Consider the following 23098-nt stretch of genomic DNA (forward strand, 5'->3'; position numbering starts at 1 on the left):
CTCCGTCCGCGCCCTCACAGCAGGCCGCGGTACTCCCCGCCGTCGACCGGGATCGCGGAGCCGGTCACGAACCCCGCCTGCCGCGAGCACAGGAACGCCACCAGGGCGCCGAAGTCACCGGGGTCGCCGACCCGGCCCGCCGGGATCTCCGCGGCGGCCCCCTCCAGGTCGCCGCCGCTCAGCGCGCGCAACCGCTCCGTCGCGTGGGAGCCGGGCAGCAGCGAGTTGACGGTGACGCCGTCCGCGGCGACCTCCAGGGCCAGCGTCTTGAGGAAGCCGGTCGCCCCCGCCCTGGCCGTGTTGGACAGGATGAGGCGGGGGATCGGTTGCCGCACCGTGATCGAGGTGATCGCTACGACCCGGCCCCAGCGCCGCTCCCGCATCGCCGGCACCGCGGCCTTGCACATCGCGACGACCGACATCAGGTTGAGGTCAAGCGCCGGGCCGTACGCGTCGACCGGCGTGGAGTCGAAGTCGCCGGGCGGCGGCCCGCCGGCGTTGGTCACCAGGATGTCCACCCCGCCGAGCGCCCGCGCGGCCTCATGGACGAACCCGGCCGCGCCCTCCGGCGTGCCCACGTCCGCGACGACCGGATGCACGGCCTGGCCCGGCGCCTCCTCGTTCAGCCTCCCGGCCGCCGCCTCCAGCCGGTCGCGGTCACGGCCGCAGATCGCCACCTGGACGCCCTCGGCCGCGAGCGCCCGCGCCGCCGCGAAGCCCAGCCCGCCGCCCGCCGCCGCCACCGCGGCCCGCCTGCCGCTCAACCCGAGATCCATGGCCCGAGGCTAGCGCGGCCCGCCGTCCGCCGACTTGCGGCGAGTCGTCGTTCCAGACGCACCCCAAGGCGGCAACCCGCCGTAAGTCAACGTGCGCCCCAACGGGCCCCGGCGAACCGGGCGGCCTCCGCGCTAGGGGGAAGTGCACTGCACGGCGTCGGCCACGACCTTGCCCATGTCGCCCGTCCGCTCGTACACCGCCCTCTGCCGCCGCGCCCCGTTGCCCTCCTCGACCAGGCGTTCCAGCAGCCGTTCGGCGGTGGCCAGGTCGCCGTAGCGTTCCAGAGCGGGCGCGGCGTGATCGAGGAGCGCGCCCACGACCTCGCGGGCCGGGGCGGAGTGCCGGGTGACCGGGTGGACCAGGTCCTCGTCCATCCCGGACCGGCTGGCCCGCCACATCGCCATCCGGAGCAGGTCGGTCCGGACGGGGTCAGGTTCCCGCCCTTCGCGCCAGCTCCGCGCCGCGACCTCCACCAGCGCCCGCGCCAGCGCGGCCAGCAGCACCGTGTCGCCGGGGCGCAGGCACACGTCGGCCACCCGGATCTCGACGGTCGGATAGCGCCGGGACAGCCGGGCGTCGAAGTAGATCATGCCCTCGTCCAGCAGCGCACCGGTGTCCAGCAGCGCCTTCACCGCGCGCCGGTAGCCCTCCGGCGACCCGAACGGCTCGGTCGGCCCGCTGGACGGCCAGCGCCACCACACCTGCTGCCGCCAGCTCGCGTACCCGGTGTCGCGGCCCTGCCAGAACGGGGAGTTCCCGCTGAGCGCCAGGAGCGGGGGCAGCCAGGGCCGGATCCGGTCCAGCACGGCCACGCCCTCCTCGGGCGACTCGACCCGCACGTGCACGTGGCAGCCGCACGTCAGCTGCTCGTCGGCGGTCATCGCGTACTCGTCGGCCATGCGCCGGTACCGGCGGGAGGGCGTCAGCGACGGCCGCACCCGCACCGGGCAGGTGGCCAGCGCGGCGACGGCGGCGCCCTCCTCCGCCGCGGCCAGCGAGATCGTCCGCCGCGCCTCGCGGATCCGGTCCGACAGCTCCTCCAGCGAGGAGCACGGAGGGGTGTCGGTCTCCAGCTGCTCGCGCTGCAGCTCGGTGTCGATGACCCCCGGCCGGGACTCTTGGCCGTCCTGGTCGCGCGCGCACCGGATGACCGCTCCCGACAGCGCGCGCGGGCTCCCGCTCACGGGATCGACCAGCAGGAATTCCTCTTCGACCCCGAATGTCCGCCGTTTCACGGGTCTCGTCATGCCCGGCATCGGCCTGTTTACTTGTCGATCGCCGCAATCGGCCCGCTACCTGCGGAACACCGGAAGGAGCGCCTCGGCGATCGCCAGCTGGACCGGGCTCATGTCCGGCTCCCCGTCCTCGACGTCCCACAGCGTGTTCTGCAGCGCGCGGCCCAGCGTCCAGCCCGCCGCCCTCCGCCGGTCGAGACCGAGCATGTCCACCATGAGGTCGAACCGGCGCCGTACGGCCCGCGGGACGTCCCCGGTGGCGACGATGTCGTCCCACCGGTTGTCCAGCGCGGGCATGAGGTCGAACCCGGGGTCCCCGGCCAGCGGGTTGGGATCGATCGCCAGCCAGGGCTCGCGCGTCCCGGCGAGCACGTTGTCGTAGTGCAGGTCCCAGTGCAGCAGCCGGTCGCCGGCCTCGCCGGCCAGCTCCGCCACCGCGCCCGCGCACGCCTCCAGGATCGGCCGCCGGCCCGGCAGCGCGGCCACGGCCTCGGGCACCTGCCCGAGCATGGCGTGGGCGATGTCGGTGAGCCGCCGCGTCCCCTCCGGCGCGGGGTGGGCGACGAGGCGTCCCAGGATCTCGGTGAGGATCTTCAACGCCTGCGCGTCGTCCTCCAGCGAGGACAGGGTGCGGTCGGCGTCCAGTCGCTCCAGCAGCAGGGCCCCGGTCAGGGGGTCCTCGTCGATGAGCCGGACCGCGCCGTTCCCGTCCCAGATCCGCAGCGCGGCGCCCTCGCCCTCGCTCTCCTCGTTCACGAACCTGACCTTCAGCACCGCCGGCGCGCCGTCCGGCCGCACCACCGGCAGCACCAGCGCCGCCATCCCGTGCCGTACGGCGCCGTCGCGGCGCAGGTCCCAGTGACGCAGGGCCGTGGAGACCAGCTCCGGCAGGGCGGTGAGCCACGCCCGCCCCGCGTCGCCGTTCGCCCGCGACTGGACCTCCGCCAGCCCCGCCGGCACCTCGATCTCCCGTTCGCCCGCCATGGGGCGGATTCTAGCGAGGATCAGGGGCGTTCCTGACGGAGGGAGTTGAGCGCCAGGAGGGCGACGTGGAGGGAGACGCAGGACTCCACGTCGTCCAGGTCGGCGGACAGGACGCGCTCGATGCGGCGCAGGCGTTCGTAGAAGGCGGGACGGGAGAGGTGGGCCAGCTGGGCGGCCACCGCCTTGTTGCGGCCCGCGTCGAGGTAGAGCCGCAGGATGCGGGTCAGGTCGCCGCCGCGTTCGGCGTCGTACTCCAGGAGGGGGCCCAGCTCGCGCTCGACGAAGGTCTGGATGCGGGCGTCGTCGCGCAGCAGATGCAGCAGGCCGCGCAGGCGCAGGTCGGGAAGGCGGTAGAAGAGGCGGTCATCGGACGAGCGGCAGGCGACGTCGGCGACCTGTTCGGCCTCCAGGAACGAGCGGCGGACGTCGCGGATGGACTCCACCACCGATCCGGTCGCCATCACCCCGTCGGCGTGCCTGCGGATGCGGGTGGCGACCGCGGTGAGGGCGGTCTCGGCGTCGGCGCGGGCGGGGAGGGAGGCCAGGACCCCGACCCGGGCGTCGGGGCCGCCCTCGTCCAGGACGCCGACCAGGGCGGCCAGGCGGGCCTCCTTGCAGGCCGCCGCGGCGGCCTCGGCGAGCTCGGAGACCTCGGCGGGCTGGGCCGCGCCGCGGGTACGGACGACCACGCCCAGGAGGCGGCGGCCCGACAGCGGGACGCCGAGGGCGCGGGCCCGCGCGGCGGCCTCCTTCGGGTCGGAGTAGGAGTGCTCCAGGATCCGGGCGATGATCGTGCCGTGCGCCTGCCGTTCGAGGCTCTCGGCGTGGCGGTCCAGCAGGCGGCCCAGCGCCAGGGTGGTGGCGGCCCGTTCGATCAGGACGGTCTCGCGCGGGCTGGGCGGGGCGCCGAGGGTGATGATGAGGCGGCCCCAGTCCTCGCCGCGCGCGCCCACCGTGGTGACCAGCCAGCCGGACGCCTCGTCGTAGCCGGTGCGCAGGCCGGGCCGTACGGCGCGGGAACGGGTCTCCCAGGCCGACAGCAGCTCGGAGGGGTCGCGGCCGTCGGCGTCCGCGGCCAGCACCTGGTGGGAGAGGTTCTCCAGCACCACCGGCCGGCCGCCCAGGGCGGCGACCTGCCGGACGACGTCGTCGGTGGAGGCGCCCTCGACCGAGAGCCGGGTGAAGATCTCGTGCAGCCGCTCGGAGGCGCGCAGCTCGGCGAACTGGTCCTGGACGATGCGGGCGTGCACGGACTCGGTGATGTCCACGAACGCCGGCTCGTGCGCCAGCATGACCACCGGCAGGCCGTGGTCCTCGGCGGCGGCCAGCAGCGCCGGCGGCAGCTCCTCGGCGTACCGGCGGCCCAGCTCGATCATCAGGCCGCTCACGCCGACGTCGGCGAGCTCGCCGATGTAGGCGCGCAGCCGCTCGGGCTCGTCGGGCAGCGCGATGCCGGTGGTCAGGACGAGCTCGCCGCCGTGCAGCAGGTGGGCGATGTCGGTGACCTCGGCGACGTGCACCCAGCGGACCAGGTTGCCCAGCCGGTCGGCCCCGGCGACCACGTGCGGCTGCCCGCGGCGCACGGCGTCCAGATCGAGTACGTCGGCCAAGGTGGGAAGCATCGTTTACATAGTGTAAAGGGTGCATACCGTCAATCGCGCGCCCTGGATCGTGACACTCTGGCGGTGGCAGCGACGACCTGCGAGGACGAGACTGGAGGCATGTCGGAACCTGCGAACACTCCGGCCCCCTCGCTGCTCCGGCGACACCGGGCCGTCATGCCGTCCTGGATGGCGCTCAACTACGCGGAGCCGATCGAGATCGTCGCCGGCAAGGGCAACCGCGTGACCGACGCCGAGGGCAACGGCTATCTCGACTTCTTCACCGGCATCCTCACCAACATGATCGGCTACGACGTGCCCGAGGTCCGGGAGGCCGTGGAACGGCAGCTGGCCACCGGCATCGTGCACACCTCCACCGCCTACCTGCTGCGCGGGCAGGTCGAGCTGGCCGAGAAGATCGCCCGGCTGTCGCGCATCCCGGACGCCAAGGTCTTCTTCACCACCTCCGGCACCGAGGCCAACGAGGCCGCACTGCTGCTGGCCGCCTACGCGCGGCGCACCGACCAGGTGCTGGCGATGCGGCAGAGCTACCACGGCCGGTCGTTCGCCGCGGTCGGCGTCACCGGCAACCGGGCCTGGACGAACCTGTCCTACTCGCCGCTCCACGTCCACTTCCTGCACGGCGCCGACCGGCACCTGCCGCAGTTCGCCGGGCTGTCGGACGAGGCGTACATCGACGCGTGCGTGCAGGATCTGCGGCACGTGCTGGCCACCGCGGCGGGCGCGGACGTCGCGGCGCTGATCGCCGAGCCCATCCAGGGGGTGGGCGGCTTCACCATGGCGCCCGACGGGCTGTTCGCCGCGTACAAGGAGGTCCTGGACGAGCACGGCATCCTGTTCATCTCCGACGAGGTGCAGACCGGCTGGGGACGGACCGGGCAGGGCTTCTTCGGCATCGAGAACCACGGCGTGGTCCCGGACATGATGACCTTCGCCAAGGGGCTGGCCAACGGCTTCACGGTCGGCGGCGTGGTGGCCAGGGGCGAGCTGATGGACGCGCTGCACGCCGTCGGCCTGTCCACCTTCGGCGGCAACCCGATCTCGATGGCCGCCGGCAACGCCACCCTCGACTACGTGCTCGACCACGACCTGCAGGCCAACGCGGCCCGCCAGGGTGAGACGATCATCGGGGGGCTGCGTGCGGCGGCCGGGCGGCTGCCGGTGGTCCGGGACGTGCGCGGCAAGGGCCTGATGTTCGCGGTGGAGCTGGGCGATCCGGCGACCGGCGAGCCGAGCGCGCAGGCGGCCACCGCGCTGATGGAGGCGGCCCGGGAGCGCGGGCTGCTGGTCGGCAAGGGCGGCCTGTACGGCAACGTCGTCCGGATGGCCCCGCCCCTCACCCTGACCGACGACGAGGCCGCCGAGGGCCTGAACATCCTGATCGAATCCCTGGAAGCAGTGAACGAGGCCGCCACATCATGACCGAGACCATCGGCAAGCACGTCACCCACTGGATCAACGGCAAGCCCTCCCCCTCGGGTGAGGCCCAGGGGGACATCCACGAGCCCTCGACGGGACGGCTCGCGGGCAAGGTCGACTTCGCGGGCCGGGCCGAGGTCGACGCGGCCGTCGCCGCCGCCAAGGCCGCCTTCCCCGCCTGGCGGGACGCCTCGCTGGCCGCCCGCGCCAAGGTGCTGTTCCGCTTCCGCGAGCTGGTGAACGGCCACCGCGACGAGCTGGCCCGCCTGATCTCCTCCGAGCACGGCAAGGTGGTCTCCGACGCCGCCGGCGAGGTGGCCCGCGGCCTGGACGTGGTGGACTTCGCCTGCGGGATCCCCCACCTGCTCAAGGGCGGGTTCTCGGAGAACGTCTCCACCCGGGTGGACGCCTACTCGATCCTGCAGCCGCTCGGGGTGGCGGCCGGGATCACTCCGTTCAACTTCCCGGCGATGGTGCCGATGTGGATGTTCCCGGTGGCCATCGCCTGCGGGAACACCTTCGTCCTCAAGCCCTCGGAGAAGGACCCGTCGGCGTCGGTCCGGCTGGCCGAGCTCTGGGCCGAGGCCGGGCTGCCCGACGGCGTCTTCAACGTCGTGCACGGGGACAAGACCGCGGTGGACGGCCTGCTGCACCATCCCGACGTCAAGGCGGTCAGCTTCGTCGGCTCCACCCCGATCGCCCGGTACATCTACGAGACGGCCGCCCGCAACGGCAAGCGCGTGCAGGCTCTGGGCGGCGCCAAGAACCACATGGTCGTCCTGCCCGACGCGGACCTGGACCTGGCCGCCGACGCGGCGGTCTCGGCCGGGTTCGGGTCGGCCGGGGAGCGCTGCATGGCGATCTCCGTCGTGGTGGCGGTCGGCCCGGTCGGCGACGCGCTGCTCGACAAGATCAAGGAGCGGGTCGCCCGGCTCCGGGTCGGGCCCGGCGACCACCCGGACTCGGACATGGGGCCGCTGGTCACCCGGGAGCACCGGGACCGGGTCGCCTCCTACCTCGACGGCGGCGTCGCGCAGGGCGCCACCCTCGCCGTGGACGGGCGCCTGACGCCGGTGCTCGGCGACCCGGCCGGAGGCTTCTGGCTCGGCCCGACCGTGCTCGACCACGTGACGCCCGAGATGGACGCCTACAAGGACGAGATCTTCGGGCCCGTCCTGTCGATCGTGCGGACCGGGTCGTACGAGGAGGCCATGGAGCTGATCGGCGCCAACCCGTACGGCAACGGCACCGCCATCTTCACCAACGACGGCGGGGCCGCGCGCCGCTTCCAGAACGAGGTGGAGGTCGGCATGGTGGGCATCAACGTGCCGATCCCCGTGCCGATGGCCTACTACTCCTTCGGCGGCTGGAAGGACTCGCTGTTCGGGGACAGCCACGCCCACGGCATGGAGGGCGTGCACTTCTACACGCGCACCAAGGCCGTCACGGCGCGCTGGCTGGATCCGAGCCACGGTGGCGTGAACCTCGGGTTCCCCACCGGCGGCTGACCCGTCCCTCCCCGTCCTCGTCCCTGTCTCCGTCCCCGTCCCCGTCCCCGTCCCTGTCTCCGTCCCCGTCCCCGTCCCCGTCCCTGTCTCCGTCCTCGTCCTCGTCCGCGGCCTCGGCCTCGGCCTCGGGCCCGTCCCCGCCCGTACGGGCCGGGCGGGCCCGGGGGAAGGCGCGGGTGAGGGCGAGCCCGGCGGCCAGGCAGGCGAACGGCATGGCCGGCACCACGTACCGGTAGTCGAAGTCGGCGCTCGCGATCGGGAACACCAGCAGTGTCGCCGCGCACGTCCAGGCCATCAGCACGCCACGGCGGTCCCGGGCGGCCAGTATCCCGGCGGCGCCGGCGGCGAAGAGCAGCCCCAGCGCCGGTCCGGGGAGGTGGACCGCCCGCTGGTAGGCGATCAGCCGGTCGGCGTGGGGCCGGACGACCCGGCTGAGGGCCGTGGACCGCTCGTAGCGCATCGCGTCCGACAGCGCCGTGCTCCCCTCGCCGCCCCACGACCGGCCGCCCGGGAAGACGTGGGGCCGTCCGGGGAAGTGGTACAGCGCCTCCGTCGAAGCGGTCGGGTGGGGGAAGCGGCGAGGACTGAACGCCATGCCGAGGCCGTCCCCGACGGCCCGGAGGTAGTCGCCGGGCTGGGCGAGGATCGCCCGGACCGCGAAGTCCCGCAGGATCTCGTTGTTCTCGGGGTCGGTGACGTCCTCGTACAGGATCCGCGGCGGCGCCTCGGACCGCCAGATGAGGTTGCCGGGCGCGCGGCCCTCGGCCCTGAGCTCGTCGCTGAGGCAGAGCGCCCGCTGGTGGGACGGCGGCCGCATCTTCGCGCAGTCGGCGAACGGCGCCGTCCGCCCCCACAGGAACAGCCCGTCGCTGGTGGTCAGCGCGTACGTGCCGTACGTGCCGTGGAACCAGGCGGCGTAGGCGATCAGGGGCACCGCGGCGGCGGTGCCGAAGAGCAGGGCGGGCCGCAGGCCGCCGCGGCGGGCCAGCAGGCACAGCAGGACCACGGGGACCAGCGGTGCTCCGGCCGAACGCACCAGGACCGCGTAGCCGAGCAGCAGCCCCGCCGCGAGCGCCATCCACCACGCCGGCCCGCGCCGTCCCTTCCCGCCGGTGCCGTCCGGTGGCGGTGTCCGCCACAACAGGAGCGTCAGGGCGGCGGCGATGAGAAACGTGAAGAACGCCTCGGACATCAGCAGGTGTTCGAGCTCGATCTGGTACGCGTCGTACAGGATCGGCAGCGTGAACAGGGTCGCGGCCCAGCCTGGCAGGCCCGCGCGGCGCAGCAGCGCGTACACCATGACCGCGACGGCCAGGCCCATCAGGTGCTGCAGCACCGCGACCAGGGTGAGGCTGTGCGCGGGCTCCAGCAGCGTCAGCAGGAACGAGTAGCCCAGCGACTTGCTGGCCGAGGGGTCGGGGTCCAGCGCGTGGCCGAGGTAGAAGTAGGAGTCCCCGGTGAACCACAGCACGCCCGGATATCCGAGGATGACGGTCCACCGCACCGCCACGGCGCCGGTGAACGCCAGGAGGAACGGGGCGAGGGAGAGGACGGAACGCGCGCGCAGATTCGGGCGAATCGCCCATTTTCCGCCGGGCGTCGCCAAAGGGCCCCGGCGGGCGGGCGCGGGCCGGGCCGGGTCGTCGGTCACGTCGTCGGTCGCGTTGTCGGTCACCAGGGGTGCGAGGTTAGGCGCCGCCCGTGGCCGCGAGGTGAACGCCGGGTGGACCCGGCGGGGCGGCGGGGTGCGGGCCGGTATTTTTCTGTCGCGCCGGCGTTTCCGTGGTTGATTTTCGCCATCCCGGAGCCGACAAATAATAGCTACAAGTGTTGACTGGCTCTGTGGCGGAAGACACAATCTGACTGTCCCAATTAATTGGGGCGCAATTGAGAATTCAGGCCCCGGAAGCCGCCGGGGCCACGGGTTCCGGCGCAGGGGGCCTCGCTATGACTGCTGACGACCGGCACGCGGCCGAGGTCGAGGCGCTCGGCCGGCGGTATCCCGGATGGACGGTCTGGTACGGCCCGTTCACCGGCCGCTGGTGGGCGCTGCCGCCCCGGGGGCGGGACGCCGGCGGGTTCGTCGAGGCCGGCACCCCGCAACGGCTCATCGCCCGGATCGAGGTGATCCTGCGGGCCGGGCCCGGGCGCCCGGCGTACGGCGCGGGTCCCTCGCAGTACGACGACCCCCGGCAGGACGTGCGACGTCCCTCGAATCTCCTCCGTCTCGAGGGCCTCACACCGTCGCCGCCCCGCCGGGTACCGGTGATCGCGTGGCCGGGCGGCACCCCAGGGTGACCCGCCGTTCCCCGGCCCGGCCACGCCGCCGGGGCCGCCGCGGCCCCGGGACGGACGGTGCACGCGCCATGCCCCTCTCCTGCAACCTCCGTGTGTGGCGCGCACTCCGGTGCTCACCGTCCCTTCCGGGCCGCGGCGGTTTCTTTCGTGCCGGGTGGGCCGCCCTTCCGGAATAGGCCGGAAATGCCTCCGTGAATGGCTGAAACAAGGGTCCGCTGCGTGTTCTTCCGGCTACGCGATCGGTCCCGGCTCGCCATTCCCCTGTGGACCGTCGGAAATATTCCGGGGCACCGCCGTTCGGCGGCCGGCCGGATCGTGTCCGGCAGCGAAACGGCGGCGCCGGAACGAGGGCCGGCGTGGGGGAGGGAGTTGGCCGGGTGCCGCCCGCCCTCCGGGCCCGGAGGCGCTACGCTGCGCCGACGGGCGGGCCGGTGTCGGGGACGGCCCGGTGGAGGCGAGTCGGGAGCGAGATGAGGCTGAGGCTGAGGGCCGGGGCGCCGGCCCCGGTGGCGGCCGCGGCGGCGCTGGTCATGGTGCTGGCCGGCGCCTGCAGCGGCGACGAGGACGTCAGGCCGGTGGGCACGGTGAAGGCGGCGAGCACCCTCGGGCCTGGGGAGGGCGCGCTGGCCCTGGTGACCCTGCCGGGCTACCTGGAGAACGGCGGCAGCGACCCGCGGGTTGACTGGGTGACCCCGTTCCAGGAGCGCACCGGATGCAAGGTCAGCTGGAAGGTCGCCAAGGACTCCCAGGAGATGGCCGACCTCCTGCAGAACCCGTCCCGCCGCTACGACGGGGTCTCGGCTCCGCCCGAGGTCGCCGGCCGGCTCATCGCGGGCGACCACGTGGCCCCGGTCAACCCCGACCTGGTGGAGGGCTACAAGAAGCTCGAACCGCGGCTGCGCAACCTGCTCAAGAGGGACGACAAGGTCTACGGCGTGCCCTACGTCTGGGGCTCCAACCTGATCATGTACGACACGCGGGCGGTCGCGGGAGCGCCGACCGGCCGGTCCGCGCTGTTCGACCCCGCCCAGGCGAAGCGGTACTCCAGCCGGCTGATCATGCGCGACAGCCCGCTGTCCATCGCCGAGGCCGCCCTGTACCTGCGGGGCGAGGACCGCAAGCTGAAGATCACCGACCCGTACGCGCTGACCCGCAAGCAGCTGGACGCGGCGGCCAAGGTCCTGGCCGCGCAACGCCCCCACGTCAGGGCGTACTGGGAGACGCCCGCCGACGCGGTGAGCGCCTTCGCCGGGGGAGACGCCGTCCTGGGCCAGGTGTGGCCCTACCAGGTGGACGTGCTGACCCGGGCCGGGAAGCCCGTGCAGGGCGTGGTCCCCTCGGGCGGCGTCACGGGCTGGATGAACGCCTGGATGATCGGTGCGCGCGGCCAGCATCCCAGCTGCATGTACCAGTGGCTGCAGTGGACCGCCTCCCCGGACGTCCAGCAGCAGGTGGCGGAGTGGTCCGGCGTCGCCCCGGCCAACCCGCAGGCGTGCACCGGCGACCGGCTCAGGGCCGCCTTCTGCAGCGCCTACAGGGTCGGGGACCGCGACTACCTCGACAAGGTGATCTTCGCCTACGCGCCGTCCCGGATCTGCGGGGGCGGGCAGCGCGAGGACGCCGAGCGCGACTGCACCGACTACGCCGAATGGACCCAGGCCTGGATCAAGGCGACCAAGAGTTAGCCCTGCCGACCAAGGGTTAGCCCTGCGTCGAGGTGACCTCGGCCACCGCGCGAGCGCGTTACCCAGCCGGTGGGGCGATGCCGGAGGCGAGCGCCGTAGGCCGGGACCCAATAAAGAGAGCTCTCTCCGGCGCGCCCGACCGCCCCCAGCCGGGCGCGCCTCTCAGGTGGTCCCGGACCTCCCCCCGATGGTCCGGGTCACCCTTCCTCCTGGAGAGATCTCCAGATGCCGGTCTAGTCGAAGACCGGCATCACCGCCGTCGCCCGCCTGGTACACGGGCGTCCGGCGCGGGCCGGCTCCGCCGGGCGCTGAGGCCCGCGGGGGTTCGGCAGGGCGGGTGCGCAATCGTCGCACGCGAACACCCCTTGGCCGTCGGGCAGGAGCCCTGCGCGCACCCGAGGCCGCGGCCACTTCTTGTGGCAGACGACGCAGGCGTCGCCCTGGCATTGCGCGGCGCTCAGCACGCCGGGGTCGAACCGTGGTTCGCCCGTCTGGCCCATTGCCCATTCCCCCTGTATGGCGGGAGCCGACTTCACAGAAACCTTTATAGGCGCTGAAACGTGTTGCTCTCGTTACTCAAAGTGAAAATAGCGGCAAAGGCCAGGGGTGGCTCCGGAGAGTCCGGCCATGTCCGGGGCGCCTGATTCGCCGGAGCGATCTCCGGGAGGGGGAGCGGGGCGCCGGATCGAGGAGGGATCGGGATGCGTGCTTTGCTGTCCGTTTGAGGCCAGACGCATACAAAAGAAGACATGTGGGTACGAAATCTCCCCCCACTTCTCCGCCTGGCCCGCGTGGGCCGCGCGCGGGCCACCCTGGCGGGACTGGCGATCCTCGCGATCCTGCTGCCGCTCCTGGTCCTCGCCGCGACGTTCACGCTGCAGAGGGTGGCCGTGGGGGATCAGAACGCGCGGGTCGACGGGGTGGCGCGCGCGGTCGCCGTCCAGGCGTCGGACGGGCGCCTGTCCGACCCCGTGCGGACCTCGCACGGCGTGCTGCTCGTCCAGGTGGTGACCCGCGCCTCCACGCCCCGTGTCGTGGCGGCCAGCCCCGCGCTCATGGGCCGTGCGCCGATCGCCGCGTTCAGCCCTCCGAGCGACGGCGCGCCCCGCAACACCACCCTGTGCCTCCATGACGGCAGCATCGCCCCCGGCTGCCTGATCGTCGTCGGGATCCGCGCCGCCTCCGTGTCCCGCGTCCCGCTCACGGTCTACGCGGCGGTGCCGCGGCCCTGGCTGACCGAGACGCCGATACCGGTGGCGGTGGCGGGCGGCCTGAGCCTGGTGCTGGTCGGCCTGACCGGGTGGGTGACCTGGCGGTCGGCGGGCCGGGTGCTGCGCCCGGTGGGCGCGTTCCAGGCGGAGCTGGCCGAGTTCGACGGCACCGAGCCGACGCACCGGATGCGGGTGGACCCCGACGCGAGCGACGAGCTGTCCCGGCTGGCGCGCACCATCAACGGCCAGCTGGACCGGCTGGAGCGGACCGTGGCCCGGCAGCGGCAGTTCGCCTCCGACGCCTCGCACGAGCTGCGCACCCCGGTGACCGGGCTGCGCACCCGGATCGAGGTGGCGCTGGCCGATCCCGAGGACACCGATCTCGTCGCCACGCTGCGCGAGGCCCTGGGCGACGCCGAGCGCCTGCACGCCATCATCGACGACCTGCTCGCGCTGGCCCGCCTGGACTCCGGCACGGCGCCGGCCCGCGCTCCTCTGGACCTGACCGGGCTGGTGCGCGCCGAACTGGAAGGGCGGTCGTCCGAGGTGGAGCTGCGCGCCGATCTGGAGGACGGCGTCCAGGTGGAGGTCAACCGGGCGCAGATGTGCCGCGTGCTGGTCAACCTGCTCAGCAACGCCGAGCGTTACGCCACGGAGACGGTCGAGGTCAGCCTGCGCAGCGAGGACGGCCAGGCGGTGCTGGAGGTGCGCGACGACGGCCCCGGCATCGACTCCGCCGACAGGGAACGCGTCTTCGAGCGCTTCAGCCGGCTGGACTCGGCCCGCAGCCGCGACCACGGCGGTGCCGGACTCGGCCTGCCGGTGGCCCGGGAGGTCGCGGTCGCCCATGGCGGAAGCCTGCGCGTCGGCCCCAGCGACCGGGGCGCGCGGCTCGTCCTGCGGCTCCCGCTCCATGAGCCGCCGGACGACGTCACACGAGGGCGGCCGGAGCACGAGGTGCTCCGGCCGCCCTTTGCGGTCCCGCGCTGGGGCGAGCCCGGCCCCCTGTCGTAAGAGCCCTGAGGGCGTCTGTCAGGCCCTAAGGCTCGTTCAGGACTGGGCCTCGTTGTAGAGGTTCTGGGCGTCCGTGCCGAAGTACGGGCCGAACATGTACGTCGGCAGGAAGTTGTACTTGAAGCTGTTCACCGAGTTCTGGACGCCGGTCCCCGACGCTTCGTTGAAGCTGAGGAACCACGGGCCGCCGCTCGAACCGCCGGTCATGTTGCAGCCCATCCCGATGCCGTTGCTCAGGAGCGGGTCGTTGATGACCTGGCCGCTGCAGTAGGTGAGCTTGGAGCCGTCGTACGGAGCCGCCGCGGGGTACCCGAAGGCGTACATGTTCTGCCCGCGCGCCTGGTTGAACGCGATGCCCTGGCCGCCCACCACGTCCACCAGATTCTGCCCGTTCAGCGTGTTGACGACCGCGGCGCCGACGTCGTAGCTGATGTCCTCGCTGGCGACCCACTGGGGTGTGGCGAGGATCTCGGCGGCGGTCCAGGTGCCGTAGGGGCGGTTGCCGTTGTCGTAGCCCGGGACGAAGACCCAGTTGGTGTGCCAGGCGCCGTCCAGCTTCACGCAGTGCCCGGCGGTGATGACGGTGCTCTTGTTGGCGCTGGTCACCGCGTCACCCGAGCAGGAGGCGGTCCGGCCCTGGTAGGTGAAGAAGACGCGGCCGGCCGTACGGGCCACCGCGCCGCCGCCCGTCCAGGTGCTGCCCCCGTTGGGGAAGGACTCCGCCGAGACAGGAGGCAGGACCTGCTGCAGGCCGCGCCGTACCGACTCGAGGGTCGAGGTCTTGGGCCTGAACAGCCGTTCCATCGGGGTGGCGGACCGCATGCGGTCCCGGGTCCAGTACTCCAGTACGCGCTTCTTCGCCGCGTCGCTCGTGGCCTGCTGCCGGGCCACCGGGCCGGGGGAGGGGGCCGCCGGAGCCGTGGGGGCGGCCTGGGCGGGGGCCGCCAGGAGCGGTGCCACGAGCGCGGCGATGCCCAGTGCAGAGAGGGTCGTGATCCTGGAGCGGGGGGAGCGTTTCATGTCGTCTGTCTCCGGGATGTCGGGGGGAGGGGGACGAAGGCGGCTGACGGGATGAGGGGGCCGGGCGGTGTCCGCCTGTGAGCGGACGGTAAGTCGGGACCAGTGGTGCGACTAGTGGCATAACCCGACAAAGGTCGGGTGAGGGAGGCGCAGGTCTGGCGGTTTCCGCATGTGGCCCGAGAGCCCGGAACCCGCCGCCGGGCGATGATGGCCGACAATGGAAGGCGTGAAGCCTTCATCCAGCGACGCGTCCCCCCGGACCGGCTCCTCGCCCGCGCCCGGCGGCCCCGGCGGCCGGCCCGCCCGCCGCGACGTCACCGTGCTGGGGTCCACGGGGTCGATCGGCACCCAGGCCCTCGACGTGATCCGCCGCAACCCCGGCCGCTTCCGGGTGACCGGGCTGGCGGCCGGCGGCGGCCGGGTCGACCTGCTGGCCGCCCAGGCCCTGGAGTTCCGTCCCGAGATCGTCGCGGTCGCCCGCGCGTCCGCCGCCCAGGACCTGCAGCTGGCCTTCTACGCCGAGGCCCGGCGGCGCGGGTACGCGGCGGGCGAGTACGCCATCCCGAAGATCGTCGCGGGCCCGGAGGCGGTGGCCGAGGTCGCCGCCTGGCCGTCGGAGGTGGTGCTGAACGGTGTCACCGGCGCGCTCGGGCTGGCCTCCACGCTGGCCGCCCTGGACGCCGGCCGCACGCTCGCCCTGGCCAACAAGGAGTCGCTGATCGTCGGCGGCCCGCTGGTCAGGGAGCGGGCCCGGCCGGGGCAGATCGTCCCGGTCGACTCCGAGCACTCGGCGCTGGCGCAGTGCCTGCGCGGCGGGCGCGCCGGGGAGGTACGGCGGCTGGTGCTCACCGCCAGCGGCGGGCCGTTCCGGGGCCGTACCCGCGAGGAGCTGACCGCCGTCACACCCGAGCAGGCCCTCGCCCACCCGACCTGGGACATGGGCCCGGTCGTCACCATCAACTCGGCGACCCTGGTCAACAAGGGGCTGGAGGTCATCGAGGCGCACCTGCTGTTCGACATCCCGTTCGACCGCATCGAGGTGATGGTGCATCCCCAGTCGGTGATCCACTCCATGGTGGAGTTCACCGACGGGTCGACGCTGGCCCAGGCCAGCCCGCCGGACATGCGGCTGCCGATCGCGCTGGGCCTGGCCTGGCCCGAGCGGGTGCCGGACGCGGCGCCCGGCCTCGACTGGACCCGGGCGCACACCTGGGAGCTGTTCCCGCTCGACGACGAGGCGTTCCCGGCGGTGGCGCTGGCCGCCCGCGTCGGCGAGATCGGCGGCACCGCCCCCGCGGTCTACAACGCCGCCAACGAGGAGTGCGTCGAGGCGTTCCGCGCGGGGCGCCTGCCGTTCCTGGGGATAGTCGACACGATCGCGCGGGTAGTGGAGGAGCACGGCACGGGTACCACGGAGGGGCTGACGCTGGAGGACGTCCTGGCCGCCGACGCGTGGGCCCGTACCAGGACCAGGGAAGTGACCGGGCTGGACTGACCCCGGGACCGGCACGGGGAGGGGGCTGGATGGCCTTTCTCTTGGGCGCGGTGGCGTTCGTCGTCGCGCTGCTGGTGTCGGTCATGCTGCACGAGGCGGGGCACCTGGTCACCGCCAAGCGCTTCGGCATGAAGGCCACCCAGTACTTCGTGGGCTTCGGGCCGACGCTGTGGTCGCGCCGCCGCGGTGAGACCGAGTACGGCGTCAAGGCGATCCCGCTCGGCGGGTTCGTCAAGATCGTCGGCTACACGCCGCTGGAGGAGATCCCCCCGGCCGACCGGGAGCGCGCCTTCTACCGGCAGCCGGCCGGGCGCCGGGCCATCGTGATCGCCGCCGGCGTGGTCGTGAACCTCGTCTTCGCCTTCCTGCTGCTCATGGTGATGGCGATGGCGATCGGGGTCCGCGTTCCCGGCACGGCCACCACCACCGTCCGTTCGGTCAGCCCGTGCGTGCCCGCGAGCCTCCAGGCGGAGTGCCGTCCGGGCGACCCGCCCTCGCCGGCCGCGGCCGCGGGGCTGCGCGCCGGAGACCGGGTCGTCTCGCTCGGCGGCGCTCCGGTGGCGGACTGGGCCCAGCTGCGGGAGGAGATCGGCGGGACGCGGCCGGGGCAGACCGTACCGGTGGTCGTGGAACGATCCCAGAACGGCCAGGGCGGACCGGCGGCGCAGCGGGTCACGTTGCAGGTGAGGCTCGCGTCGGCGGGCGGCCACCCGTTCCTGGGCATGACCGCGCGGGTCGTCGGGGCGGGGTACGAGCGGGCGGGCCCGATCGACGCGACAGTCTTCGCCGCCCAGGCCATGGGCCGGACGCTGGGCGCCATGGGCGAGGCCCTCGGCGGCCTGCCCGCGGCGATCCCGCACCTGTTCTCACCGGACCGCGGCAGCACGCCCGGCGGCCAGGTCGGCAGCGTGGTCGGGGCCACCGACGTGTCCGGCCAGATCTTCGCGTCGCAGAACACCTGGCAGGACAAGCTGGTGCTGTACCTGTCGCTGATCGTCTCGGTGAACATCTTCCTGGGGGCGCTCAACGTGATCCCGCTGCTCCCGCTGGACGGCGGCCACCTGGCGATCGTCGGGTACGAGCGCGCCCGCGCGCTGGCGGCGCGGGCCCGGGGCAGGCCCGATCCGGGGACGGTGGACATCACCAGGCTGCTCCCCGTCACCTACGTGGTGGTGGCGGTGCTGATCGCGCTGGGGCTGCTGCTGATACTGGCGGATCTGATCAACCCGCTCAGGCTGCCGCGGTAGTTCACCCTATGTAGTTCTACGGGCACGGCATTGCTCACCCGTCCGCGTCATCCCATTCGTCTGGGGCGCTTAGGGTAGGAGTGGCCGGGCGACGCGAAGCGATGCCAGGGCGGCCTGCCCCTCGCCACGGGGACTGGGGAGCCGTTTCCCCGTGAAGGCAGGGGCTGGGCAAGGGGAGCCAAAGGGAGAGGGATGAGCGTTTCACTCGGTATTCCGGCGGTCCGCGGCGAGGGCGGCGGAGCGGGCGGCGACGGGCAGGAGGAGCCGCGTCCCGTGGCCCCGCGCCGCCGGTCGCGGCAGATCATGGTCGGGAACGTGCCGGTGGGCGGCGACGCCCCGGTGTCGGTGCAGTCGATGACGACCACGCTGACCTCCGATGTGAACGCGACGCTCCAGCAGATCGCGGAGCTGACCGCGGCCGGCTGCCAGATCGTGCGGGTGGCGGTGCCCTCGCAGGACGACGCCGAGGCGCTGCCGGCGATCGCCCGCAAGTCGTCGATCCCGGTGATCGCCGACATCCACTTCCAGCCGAAGTACGTGTTCGCGGCGATCGACGCGGGCTGCGCGGCCGTACGGGTCAACCCGGGCAACATCAAGAAGTTCGACGACAAGGTCGGCGAGATCGCGAAGGCCGCGTCGGCCGCCGGGGTGCCCATCCGGATCGGCGTCAACGCCGGGTCGCTGGACAAGCGGCTGCTGGCGAAGCACGGCCGGGCGACACCCGAGGCGCTGGTGGAGTCGGCGCTGTGGGAGTGCTCGCTGTTCGAGGAGCACGGCTTCCGGGACATCAAGATCTCGGTCAAGCACAACGACCCGGTGGTGATGATCGAGGCGTACCGGCAGCTGGCGGCGGCGTGCGACTACCCGCTGCACCTCGGGGTCACCGAGGCCGGGCCCGCCTTCCAGGGCACGATCAAGTCCGCGGTCGCGTTCGGGGCGCTGCTGTCGCAGGGCATCGGCGACACCATCCGGGTCTCGCTGTCGGCCCCTCCGGTGGAGGAGGTCAAGGTCGGCGCGCAGATCCTGGAGTCGCTCGGGCTGCGGCGCCGCGGGCTGGAGATCGTCTCGTGCCCCTCGTGCGGGCGCGCGCAGGTCGACGTCTACACCCTGGCCGAGCAGGTCACCGCGGGGCTGAAGGACTTCCCGGTGCCGCTGCGGGTGGCCGTGATGGGCTGCGTGGTGAACGGTCCGGGCGAGGCCCGCGAGGCCGACCTGGGCGTGGCCTCCGGTAACGGCAAGGGCCAGATCTTCGTCAAGGGCCAGGTCATCAAGACCGTTCCGGAGGCCCAGATCGTCGAGACCCTGATCGAGGAGGCGATGAACATCGCCACCGAGATGGGCTTCGAGATCGACGAGGACGGCGCGGTCACCGGCCCCGGCGCGACCGTCGTGGTCGGCTGACCCGGACGCACGCCGAGCGGGTCCCGCGCAGCCGCGGGACCCGTTCGTTCTCCCCGGTCTCCGCGCGGCGGCGCGACGGCGCCGGGTCCGCACGCGAACGTGCGGGCGCATTGTTGGGTTCCGCGAAGTCTGTCACGATTTCGCATCCTCTTCGAGAGTCCCTGCCGTCCCGGGACCCCGAACCGCCACAATCTTCACCGTTCGCATATATCGCTCTGACCGGAGCGGCTCCCACTCCCGCGTGACCCCGTCGCGCACCGGTGCCGTGCCGCCCCGGGATTGAGGGGGTTTGGTGAAGAGGCTCGTTCTCATCACGGCGGCCACGGCGGTGGGGGTGGGCGGCACGGCCGTCGCCGTCTCCGCGGGCGTGGGCCCGGCGACCACCGCGAACCCGGCGGCGGCGTCGAACATCACCTGGGGCAAGTGCCCGACCGACGTGACCGGCGGACGCTACCTGGCCGGCGCCGAGTGCGGCCAGGTCGAGGTCCCGCTGGACTACGCCGAGCCGGCGGGCCGGAAGATCTCGGTCGCGGTGTCCCGGGTGAAGGCCACCGACAAGGCCAACTACCAGGGCGTCCTGATCGGCAACCCGGGCGGCCCGGGCGGCAGCGGCCTCTACCTGTCCGGCGGGCTGGCCGCCTGGCTGCCCAAGGAGGTCGCCGCCAGGTACGACATCATCGGCTTCGACCCGCGCGGCGTCGAGTCCAGCAAGCCGGCGCTCAGCTGCTACCCGCCCTACTCCGACCCGATCCGGCCCGACTACGTGCCGCGCAGCGTCCGGGAGGAGAAGCGCTGGCTGTCGCGCTCCAAGAAGTACGCCGACCTGTGCGCCAAGAAGTTCGGCTGGATGCTGCCGCACATGCGCACCACCAGCTCGGCCCGTGACCTCGACTCGATCCGCAAGGCCCTGGGCGCCCGGCAGATCAGCTACTACGGGTTCTCCTACGGCACCTACCTCGGCGCGACCTACGCCTCGCTGTTCCCCAAGAACATCAAGCGGATGGTCTGGGACGGCAACGTCGACTCCCGCGAGGTCTGGTACGGCGGCCAGCTCAAGCAGAACGTCGCCTTCGAGCGCAACATGAAGCTCTGGTGGGCCTGGGCCGCCAGGTACGACTCGCTCTACCACCTCGGTACGACCGCCGACGCGGTCGAGGCCACCTACTACAAGGTCCGCGCCGCCGCCAAGAAGAGCCCCATCGGCGGCAAGATCGGCCCGTCCGAGCTCGACGACATCGTGCTCAGCGCCGGGTACAACACCGGCTACTACATCCCCTTCGCCGAGATCCTGTCGGCCTGGGTGACCAAGAAGGACCCGGCGCCGCTGCTGGAGTGGGTCAGCGAGGGCGGCGGCGACAACGGCTTCGCCGTCTACAACGCCGTGCAGGCCGTGGACGCCCCGTGGCCGTCGAAGTGGAGGACCTGGCACCGGGACGCGGTCCGCCAGTACAAGAGCGGCATCCGCTTCAACAGCTGGTCCAACACCTGGTACAACGCACCGGTGTTCTTCTGGGGCGCCGAGAGCGGCAAGGCGTTCCCCATCGGCGACAAGCGCAAGGCCGTCCCGCCCTTCCTGCTGGTGCAGTCGACCCTGGACGCGGCCACCCCGTACCCGGGCGGCCCGCAGATGCGCAAGCTCTTCCCGTCCGCGACGCTGCTGGCCGAGCAGGGCGGCAAGACCCACAGCAACACCCTCAACGGCAACGCCTGCCTCGACGACAAGGTCGCCGCGTACCTGACCGACGGGACGCTCGCGCCCCGCAAGCCGGGCCAGGTCGCGGACGTCTCCTGTGACGCGCTCCCCGCGCTGAACGACCCGGACCCGGCGGCCCTCAAGACCGCCAAGGCCCCGCAGGGCAAGGACGTCCCCGTCGGGCGCCCGTAGCCCTGGCCCCACCGGACCCGGCCGGACCGTCCAGGCCGGTTCCTACGCCGGTTCCCATGCGTGCCGAGCCGCCGGTGCCCCGCCCAGGGCACCGGCGGCTCGCCGTACGCTCCGCGACCTCGCGCGTCCGGCCGTGTTCTCCCCCCATGGACGGCGCAGAAGGCGGGGGTGTCCCCTTTGGTACCGGTTGGTAATGGAGGCGGGGAGCACGCCGGGAACGCGAACGTCATAGGCTTATCAACGTGGTGCTGACACTGGTGACCTCCACGAGGTCGCTCGCCCGCGAGCGGGACCGGTAGACCATGCGCATGCTGGGGTCGTTGCCGGTACGGATACTGGACGACCGACACCGCGCCGAGGCACTGGCCATTCTGGACGCCGACCCGGTCGCCAACGTGTTCGTCGGTTCCCGCGTGCACGCCGCGGGGCTCGACCCCCGCCGGCTGGGCGCGCAGATGTGGGGCTACCTGCACGACGGGCGGCTGACCTCGCTGTGCTACTCCGGCGCCAACCTGGTCCCCGTCGCCGCCACCTCCGACGCCGTGCGGGCCTTCGCCGAGCGCGCCCGGGCGCAGGGCCGCCGCTGCTCGTCCATCGTCGGGCCCGTCGACGCCGTCGGCGAGCTGTGGGACATGCTCGCCCCCTACTGGGGCCCGCCCCGGGCGATCCGTTCGGCCCAGCCCGTGATGTCCACCTCCACGGTGCCGGCCGTCGCCGCCGACCACCGCGTCCGCCGGGTGCGGATGGAGGAGTTCGACCTCGTGTACCCGGCCTGCGTGGCCATGTTCACCGAGGAGGTCGGGGTCTCCCCGAACGCCGGGGACGGCGGGGTGCTCTACCGGTCCCGGGTCGCCGAGCTGATCCGGGCGGGCCGCGCGTTCGCCCGCATCGACGACGGCCGGGTCGTGTTCAAGGCCGAGGTGGGCGCCGTCACCCCGTACGCCTGCCAGGTGCAGGGCGTGTGGGTCCCGCCTGACCTGCGCGGCCAGGGCCGTTCGGTGCACGGGATGGCCGCGCTGGTGACGGAGGCGCTGGGCTCGATCGCGCCGGCCGTCTCGCTGTACGTCAACGACTTCAACGTCCGGGCGCGCGCCGCCTACCGCCGCGTCGGGTTCACCGAGGTCGACACGTTCATGTCGATCCTGTTCTGACGCCGCCCGTCCCGCCGCCCGCACTCCCGTGACGGCGAGGCCGGGTGCGGCCGTCCCGGTGGCGATCGGATGTCCGTCCGGCGTGTCACGGCTCCGGACCAGTAGGATCCGCGCGTGGAGTTCGCCGGTGCGCTGCGGCAGGCCGTTCAGGAGAGCGGGCTCACCCTGGAGCGGATCCGCCACCGGCTGGCCCAGCGCGGCCTCACGGTCAGCGTCGCGTCGCTGAGCTACTGGCAGAGGGGCCGCAGCCGCCCCCGCTCCCGCACGGTGGTCGTGGCGCTGGAGGAGATCCTGCGCGTCCCGGCGGGTGCCCTGATCGACCTGCTGGACGATCCCGTCCCCGGGGCCGCGCCGCCGCGGGGCGCGCCCGGCCTCGCCCTCGGAAGCGCCGTACCGCCCGACCGGGCCTCCGCGTCCGCCGCGGGCACCGAGCTGTGGCCGGACCCGCAGCGGTACGCCCGGGTCGTCGGCCAGCTCGACCGCTCCGGCGATCACCGCCTGGAACGGCTGAGCGTCCACGACCTCTACCGGTTCGGCCCCGACCGGCGCCCGCTCGGGCTCACCGTGCGCGAAGTGCTGCGGGCGACCGGCGACGACATCGACCGGGTCGTGCGCGTCCACCCGATGGACGGGGCGGGGCCCGAGCCGGCCGGGCTGCGGTACTGCCGGGCCGGCCGGGTCCGCGCCGAGGGCGGGCTGGTCGGCTTCGAGCTGATCTTCGACCGGGTGCTGTCCGCGGGGGACACCGTCGTGATCGAGTACGAGCTGAGCCGCCCCTCCGGTGACTGCGAGCGCCGGTTCCCCCGCCCCGTCCGCGACTACCTGGCGATCGTGCAGTTCCACGCGGAGACGCTCCCGGCCCGCTGCTACGGCCACGCGCGCGCCGGTGAGCGGGCCCCGCGCCGCCGGCTGGGCGAGCTGTGGATCGGCGCCTCCGGGAGCGCCCACCTCGCGCTGGGCGACGTCCGGAGGGGCATCGTCGGCATCGAATGGGAATGGGACTGAACGAAGGGGAACGCACGCGGTGTTGTGACATGTTGCCGATTGGATTCGGAAGCCCGGGGCCTTACAGTGAGCCCGGAGGTTCGAACTGCTGTTGTCAAGGCCGAGCTGGGGGCCGGCCGGATGTGATCCGGAGGCGATGGC

At 73.1% G+C, this 23098-nt stretch carries 18 protein-coding genes; 11 read left to right on the plus strand and 7 right to left on the minus strand.

The annotated features are described in order from the left end of the window. Nucleotides 1-14: 14 nt before the first annotated feature. The 4 genes from IW256_RS09605 to IW256_RS09620 all read right to left on the minus strand — a co-directional run bounded on the left by IW256_RS09605 (nt 15) and on the right by IW256_RS09620 (nt 4618). Nucleotides 15-776 carry an SDR family oxidoreductase gene (locus IW256_RS09605; RefSeq protein WP_197010616.1) on the minus strand — a complete coding sequence of 254 codons (762 nt, stop codon included), beginning with the start codon at nt 774-776 and terminating at the stop codon, nt 15-17. Between the two features lie 132 nt (nt 777-908). Beyond that, nucleotides 909-2024: a carboxylate-amine ligase gene (locus IW256_RS09610; protein ID WP_231403719.1), complete on the minus strand. Its 1116-nt coding sequence runs from the start codon at nt 2022-2024 to the stop codon at nt 909-911. A gap of 45 nt (nt 2025-2069) precedes the next feature. After that, a complete protein-coding gene (locus IW256_RS09615) occupies nt 2070-2996 on the minus strand; it encodes an aminoglycoside phosphotransferase family protein (RefSeq protein ID WP_197010617.1) in 927 nt (308 codons plus the stop codon). A gap of 20 nt (nt 2997-3016) precedes the next feature. Further along, nucleotides 3017-4618, minus strand: a complete 1602-nt coding sequence (locus IW256_RS09620; protein ID WP_197010618.1) for a PucR family transcriptional regulator — start codon at nt 4616-4618, stop codon at nt 3017-3019. Between the two features lie 99 nt (nt 4619-4717). On the opposite strand from IW256_RS09620, the gene IW256_RS09625 reads away from it, so the two are divergent. Both IW256_RS09625 and IW256_RS09630 read left to right on the plus strand, forming a co-directional pair. Further along, on the plus strand, nt 4718-6040 hold the full coding sequence (locus tag IW256_RS09625; RefSeq protein WP_231403720.1) for an aspartate aminotransferase family protein: 1323 nt from the start codon (nt 4718-4720) through the stop codon (nt 6038-6040). 8 nt (nt 6041-6048) lie between these two features. Beyond that, nucleotides 6049-7545 (plus strand): CoA-acylating methylmalonate-semialdehyde dehydrogenase, encoded by a 1497-nt coding sequence (locus IW256_RS09630; protein WP_307829387.1) that lies wholly within the window; start codon nt 6049-6051, stop codon nt 7543-7545. Here IW256_RS09630 and IW256_RS09635 read toward each other — a convergent pair. Further along, nucleotides 7481-9220 (minus strand): phospholipid carrier-dependent glycosyltransferase, encoded by a 1740-nt coding sequence (locus tag IW256_RS09635; protein ID WP_197010620.1) that lies wholly within the window; start codon nt 9218-9220, stop codon nt 7481-7483. The two genes, IW256_RS09630 and IW256_RS09635, sit on opposite strands and share 65 nt — an antisense overlap. A 272-nt stretch (nt 9221-9492) precedes the next feature. On the opposite strand from IW256_RS09635, the gene IW256_RS09640 reads away from it, so the two are divergent. Together IW256_RS09640 and IW256_RS09645 are read left to right on the plus strand one after the other, a co-directional pair. Beyond that, complete coding sequence (locus IW256_RS09640; protein WP_197010621.1) at nt 9493-9843, plus strand: hypothetical protein; 351 nt, start codon at nt 9493-9495, stop codon at nt 9841-9843. Between the two features lie 470 nt (nt 9844-10313). Next, nucleotides 10314-11528 (plus strand): ABC transporter substrate-binding protein, encoded by a 1215-nt coding sequence (locus IW256_RS09645; protein WP_197010622.1) that lies wholly within the window; start codon nt 10314-10316, stop codon nt 11526-11528. Nucleotides 11529-11761: 233 nt separating this feature from the next. Here the strand turns inward: IW256_RS09645 and IW256_RS40970 are convergent, their stop codons facing one another. Beyond that, nucleotides 11762-12028 (minus strand): hypothetical protein, encoded by a 267-nt coding sequence (locus IW256_RS40970; protein WP_231403721.1) that lies wholly within the window; start codon nt 12026-12028, stop codon nt 11762-11764. Nucleotides 12029-12277: 249 nt separating this feature from the next. Between IW256_RS40970 and IW256_RS09650 the strand changes: the two genes are divergently transcribed. After that, the gene (locus IW256_RS09650; protein WP_197010623.1) at nt 12278-13753 is read left to right on the plus strand and encodes a sensor histidine kinase; all 1476 of its coding nucleotides are present in this window, start codon (nt 12278-12280) and stop codon (nt 13751-13753) included. Nucleotides 13754-13789: 36 nt separating this feature from the next. On the opposite strand, the gene IW256_RS09655 is transcribed toward IW256_RS09650, so the two are convergent. After that, on the minus strand, nt 13790-14773 hold the full coding sequence (locus IW256_RS09655) for a trypsin-like serine peptidase (protein ID WP_197010624.1): 984 nt from the start codon (nt 14771-14773) through the stop codon (nt 13790-13792). Between the two features lie 319 nt (nt 14774-15092). On the opposite strand from IW256_RS09655, the gene dxr reads away from it, so the two are divergent. The 6 genes from dxr (at nt 15093) to IW256_RS09685 (ending at nt 22957) form a co-directional block, all read left to right on the plus strand. Further along, nucleotides 15093-16268, plus strand: coding sequence for a 1-deoxy-D-xylulose-5-phosphate reductoisomerase (dxr, locus tag IW256_RS09660; protein ID WP_307829388.1), 1176 nt, complete (start codon nt 15093-15095; stop codon nt 16266-16268). Nucleotides 16269-16297: 29 nt separating this feature from the next. Beyond that, nucleotides 16298-17515: a M50 family metallopeptidase gene (locus IW256_RS09665; RefSeq protein ID WP_197010626.1), complete on the plus strand. Its 1218-nt coding sequence runs from the start codon at nt 16298-16300 to the stop codon at nt 17513-17515. 192 nt (nt 17516-17707) lie between these two features. Then, a complete protein-coding gene (ispG, locus tag IW256_RS09670; protein WP_269217921.1) occupies nt 17708-18916 on the plus strand; it encodes a flavodoxin-dependent (E)-4-hydroxy-3-methylbut-2-enyl-diphosphate synthase in 1209 nt (402 codons plus the stop codon). Between the two features lie 292 nt (nt 18917-19208). After that, nucleotides 19209-20801 (plus strand): alpha/beta fold hydrolase, encoded by a 1593-nt coding sequence (locus tag IW256_RS09675; RefSeq protein ID WP_197010627.1) that lies wholly within the window; start codon nt 19209-19211, stop codon nt 20799-20801. A 308-nt stretch (nt 20802-21109) separates the two neighbouring features. Further along, nucleotides 21110-21952: a GNAT family N-acetyltransferase gene (locus IW256_RS09680; RefSeq protein ID WP_197010628.1), complete on the plus strand. Its 843-nt coding sequence runs from the start codon at nt 21110-21112 to the stop codon at nt 21950-21952. A 114-nt stretch (nt 21953-22066) separates the two neighbouring features. Beyond that, nucleotides 22067-22957, plus strand: coding sequence for a helix-turn-helix domain-containing protein (locus tag IW256_RS09685; RefSeq protein WP_197010629.1), 891 nt, complete (start codon nt 22067-22069; stop codon nt 22955-22957). The last annotated feature ends 141 nt before the right edge of the window (nt 22958-23098 follow it).

Origin of the sequence: Actinomadura viridis (genome assembly GCF_015751755.1) — a bacterium.
Classification (GTDB): domain Bacteria; phylum Actinomycetota; class Actinomycetes; order Streptosporangiales; family Streptosporangiaceae; genus Spirillospora; species Spirillospora viridis.

Excerpts from the sequence above, each read along its gene's own strand:
- IW256_RS09605 (WP_197010616.1), bottom strand. The coding sequence starts at position 776 with ATGGATCTCGGGTTGAGCGGCAGGCGGGCCGCGGTGGCGGCGGCGGGC.
- IW256_RS09610 (WP_231403719.1), bottom strand. The coding sequence starts at position 2,024 with ATGACGAGACCCGTGAAACGGCGGACATTCGGGGTCGAAGAGGAATTC.
- IW256_RS09615 (WP_197010617.1), bottom strand. The coding sequence starts at position 2,996 with ATGGCGGGCGAACGGGAGATCGAGGTGCCGGCGGGGCTGGCGGAGGTC.
- IW256_RS09620 (WP_197010618.1), bottom strand. The coding sequence starts at position 4,618 with ATGCTTCCCACCTTGGCCGACGTACTCGATCTGGACGCCGTGCGCCGC.
- IW256_RS09625 (WP_231403720.1), top strand. The coding sequence starts at position 4,718 with ATGTCGGAACCTGCGAACACTCCGGCCCCCTCGCTGCTCCGGCGACAC.
- IW256_RS09640 (WP_197010621.1), top strand. The coding sequence starts at position 9,493 with ATGACTGCTGACGACCGGCACGCGGCCGAGGTCGAGGCGCTCGGCCGG.
- IW256_RS09645 (WP_197010622.1), top strand. The coding sequence starts at position 10,314 with ATGAGGCTGAGGCTGAGGGCCGGGGCGCCGGCCCCGGTGGCGGCCGCG.
- IW256_RS40970 (WP_231403721.1), bottom strand. The coding sequence starts at position 12,028 with ATGGGCCAGACGGGCGAACCACGGTTCGACCCCGGCGTGCTGAGCGCC.
- IW256_RS09650 (WP_197010623.1), top strand. The coding sequence starts at position 12,278 with ATGTGGGTACGAAATCTCCCCCCACTTCTCCGCCTGGCCCGCGTGGGC.
- IW256_RS09655 (WP_197010624.1), bottom strand. The coding sequence starts at position 14,773 with ATGAAACGCTCCCCCCGCTCCAGGATCACGACCCTCTCTGCACTGGGC.
- IW256_RS09665 (WP_197010626.1), top strand. The coding sequence starts at position 16,298 with ATGGCCTTTCTCTTGGGCGCGGTGGCGTTCGTCGTCGCGCTGCTGGTG.
- ispG (WP_269217921.1), top strand. The coding sequence starts at position 17,708 with ATGAGCGTTTCACTCGGTATTCCGGCGGTCCGCGGCGAGGGCGGCGGA.
- IW256_RS09680 (WP_197010628.1), top strand. The coding sequence starts at position 21,110 with ATGCTGGGGTCGTTGCCGGTACGGATACTGGACGACCGACACCGCGCC.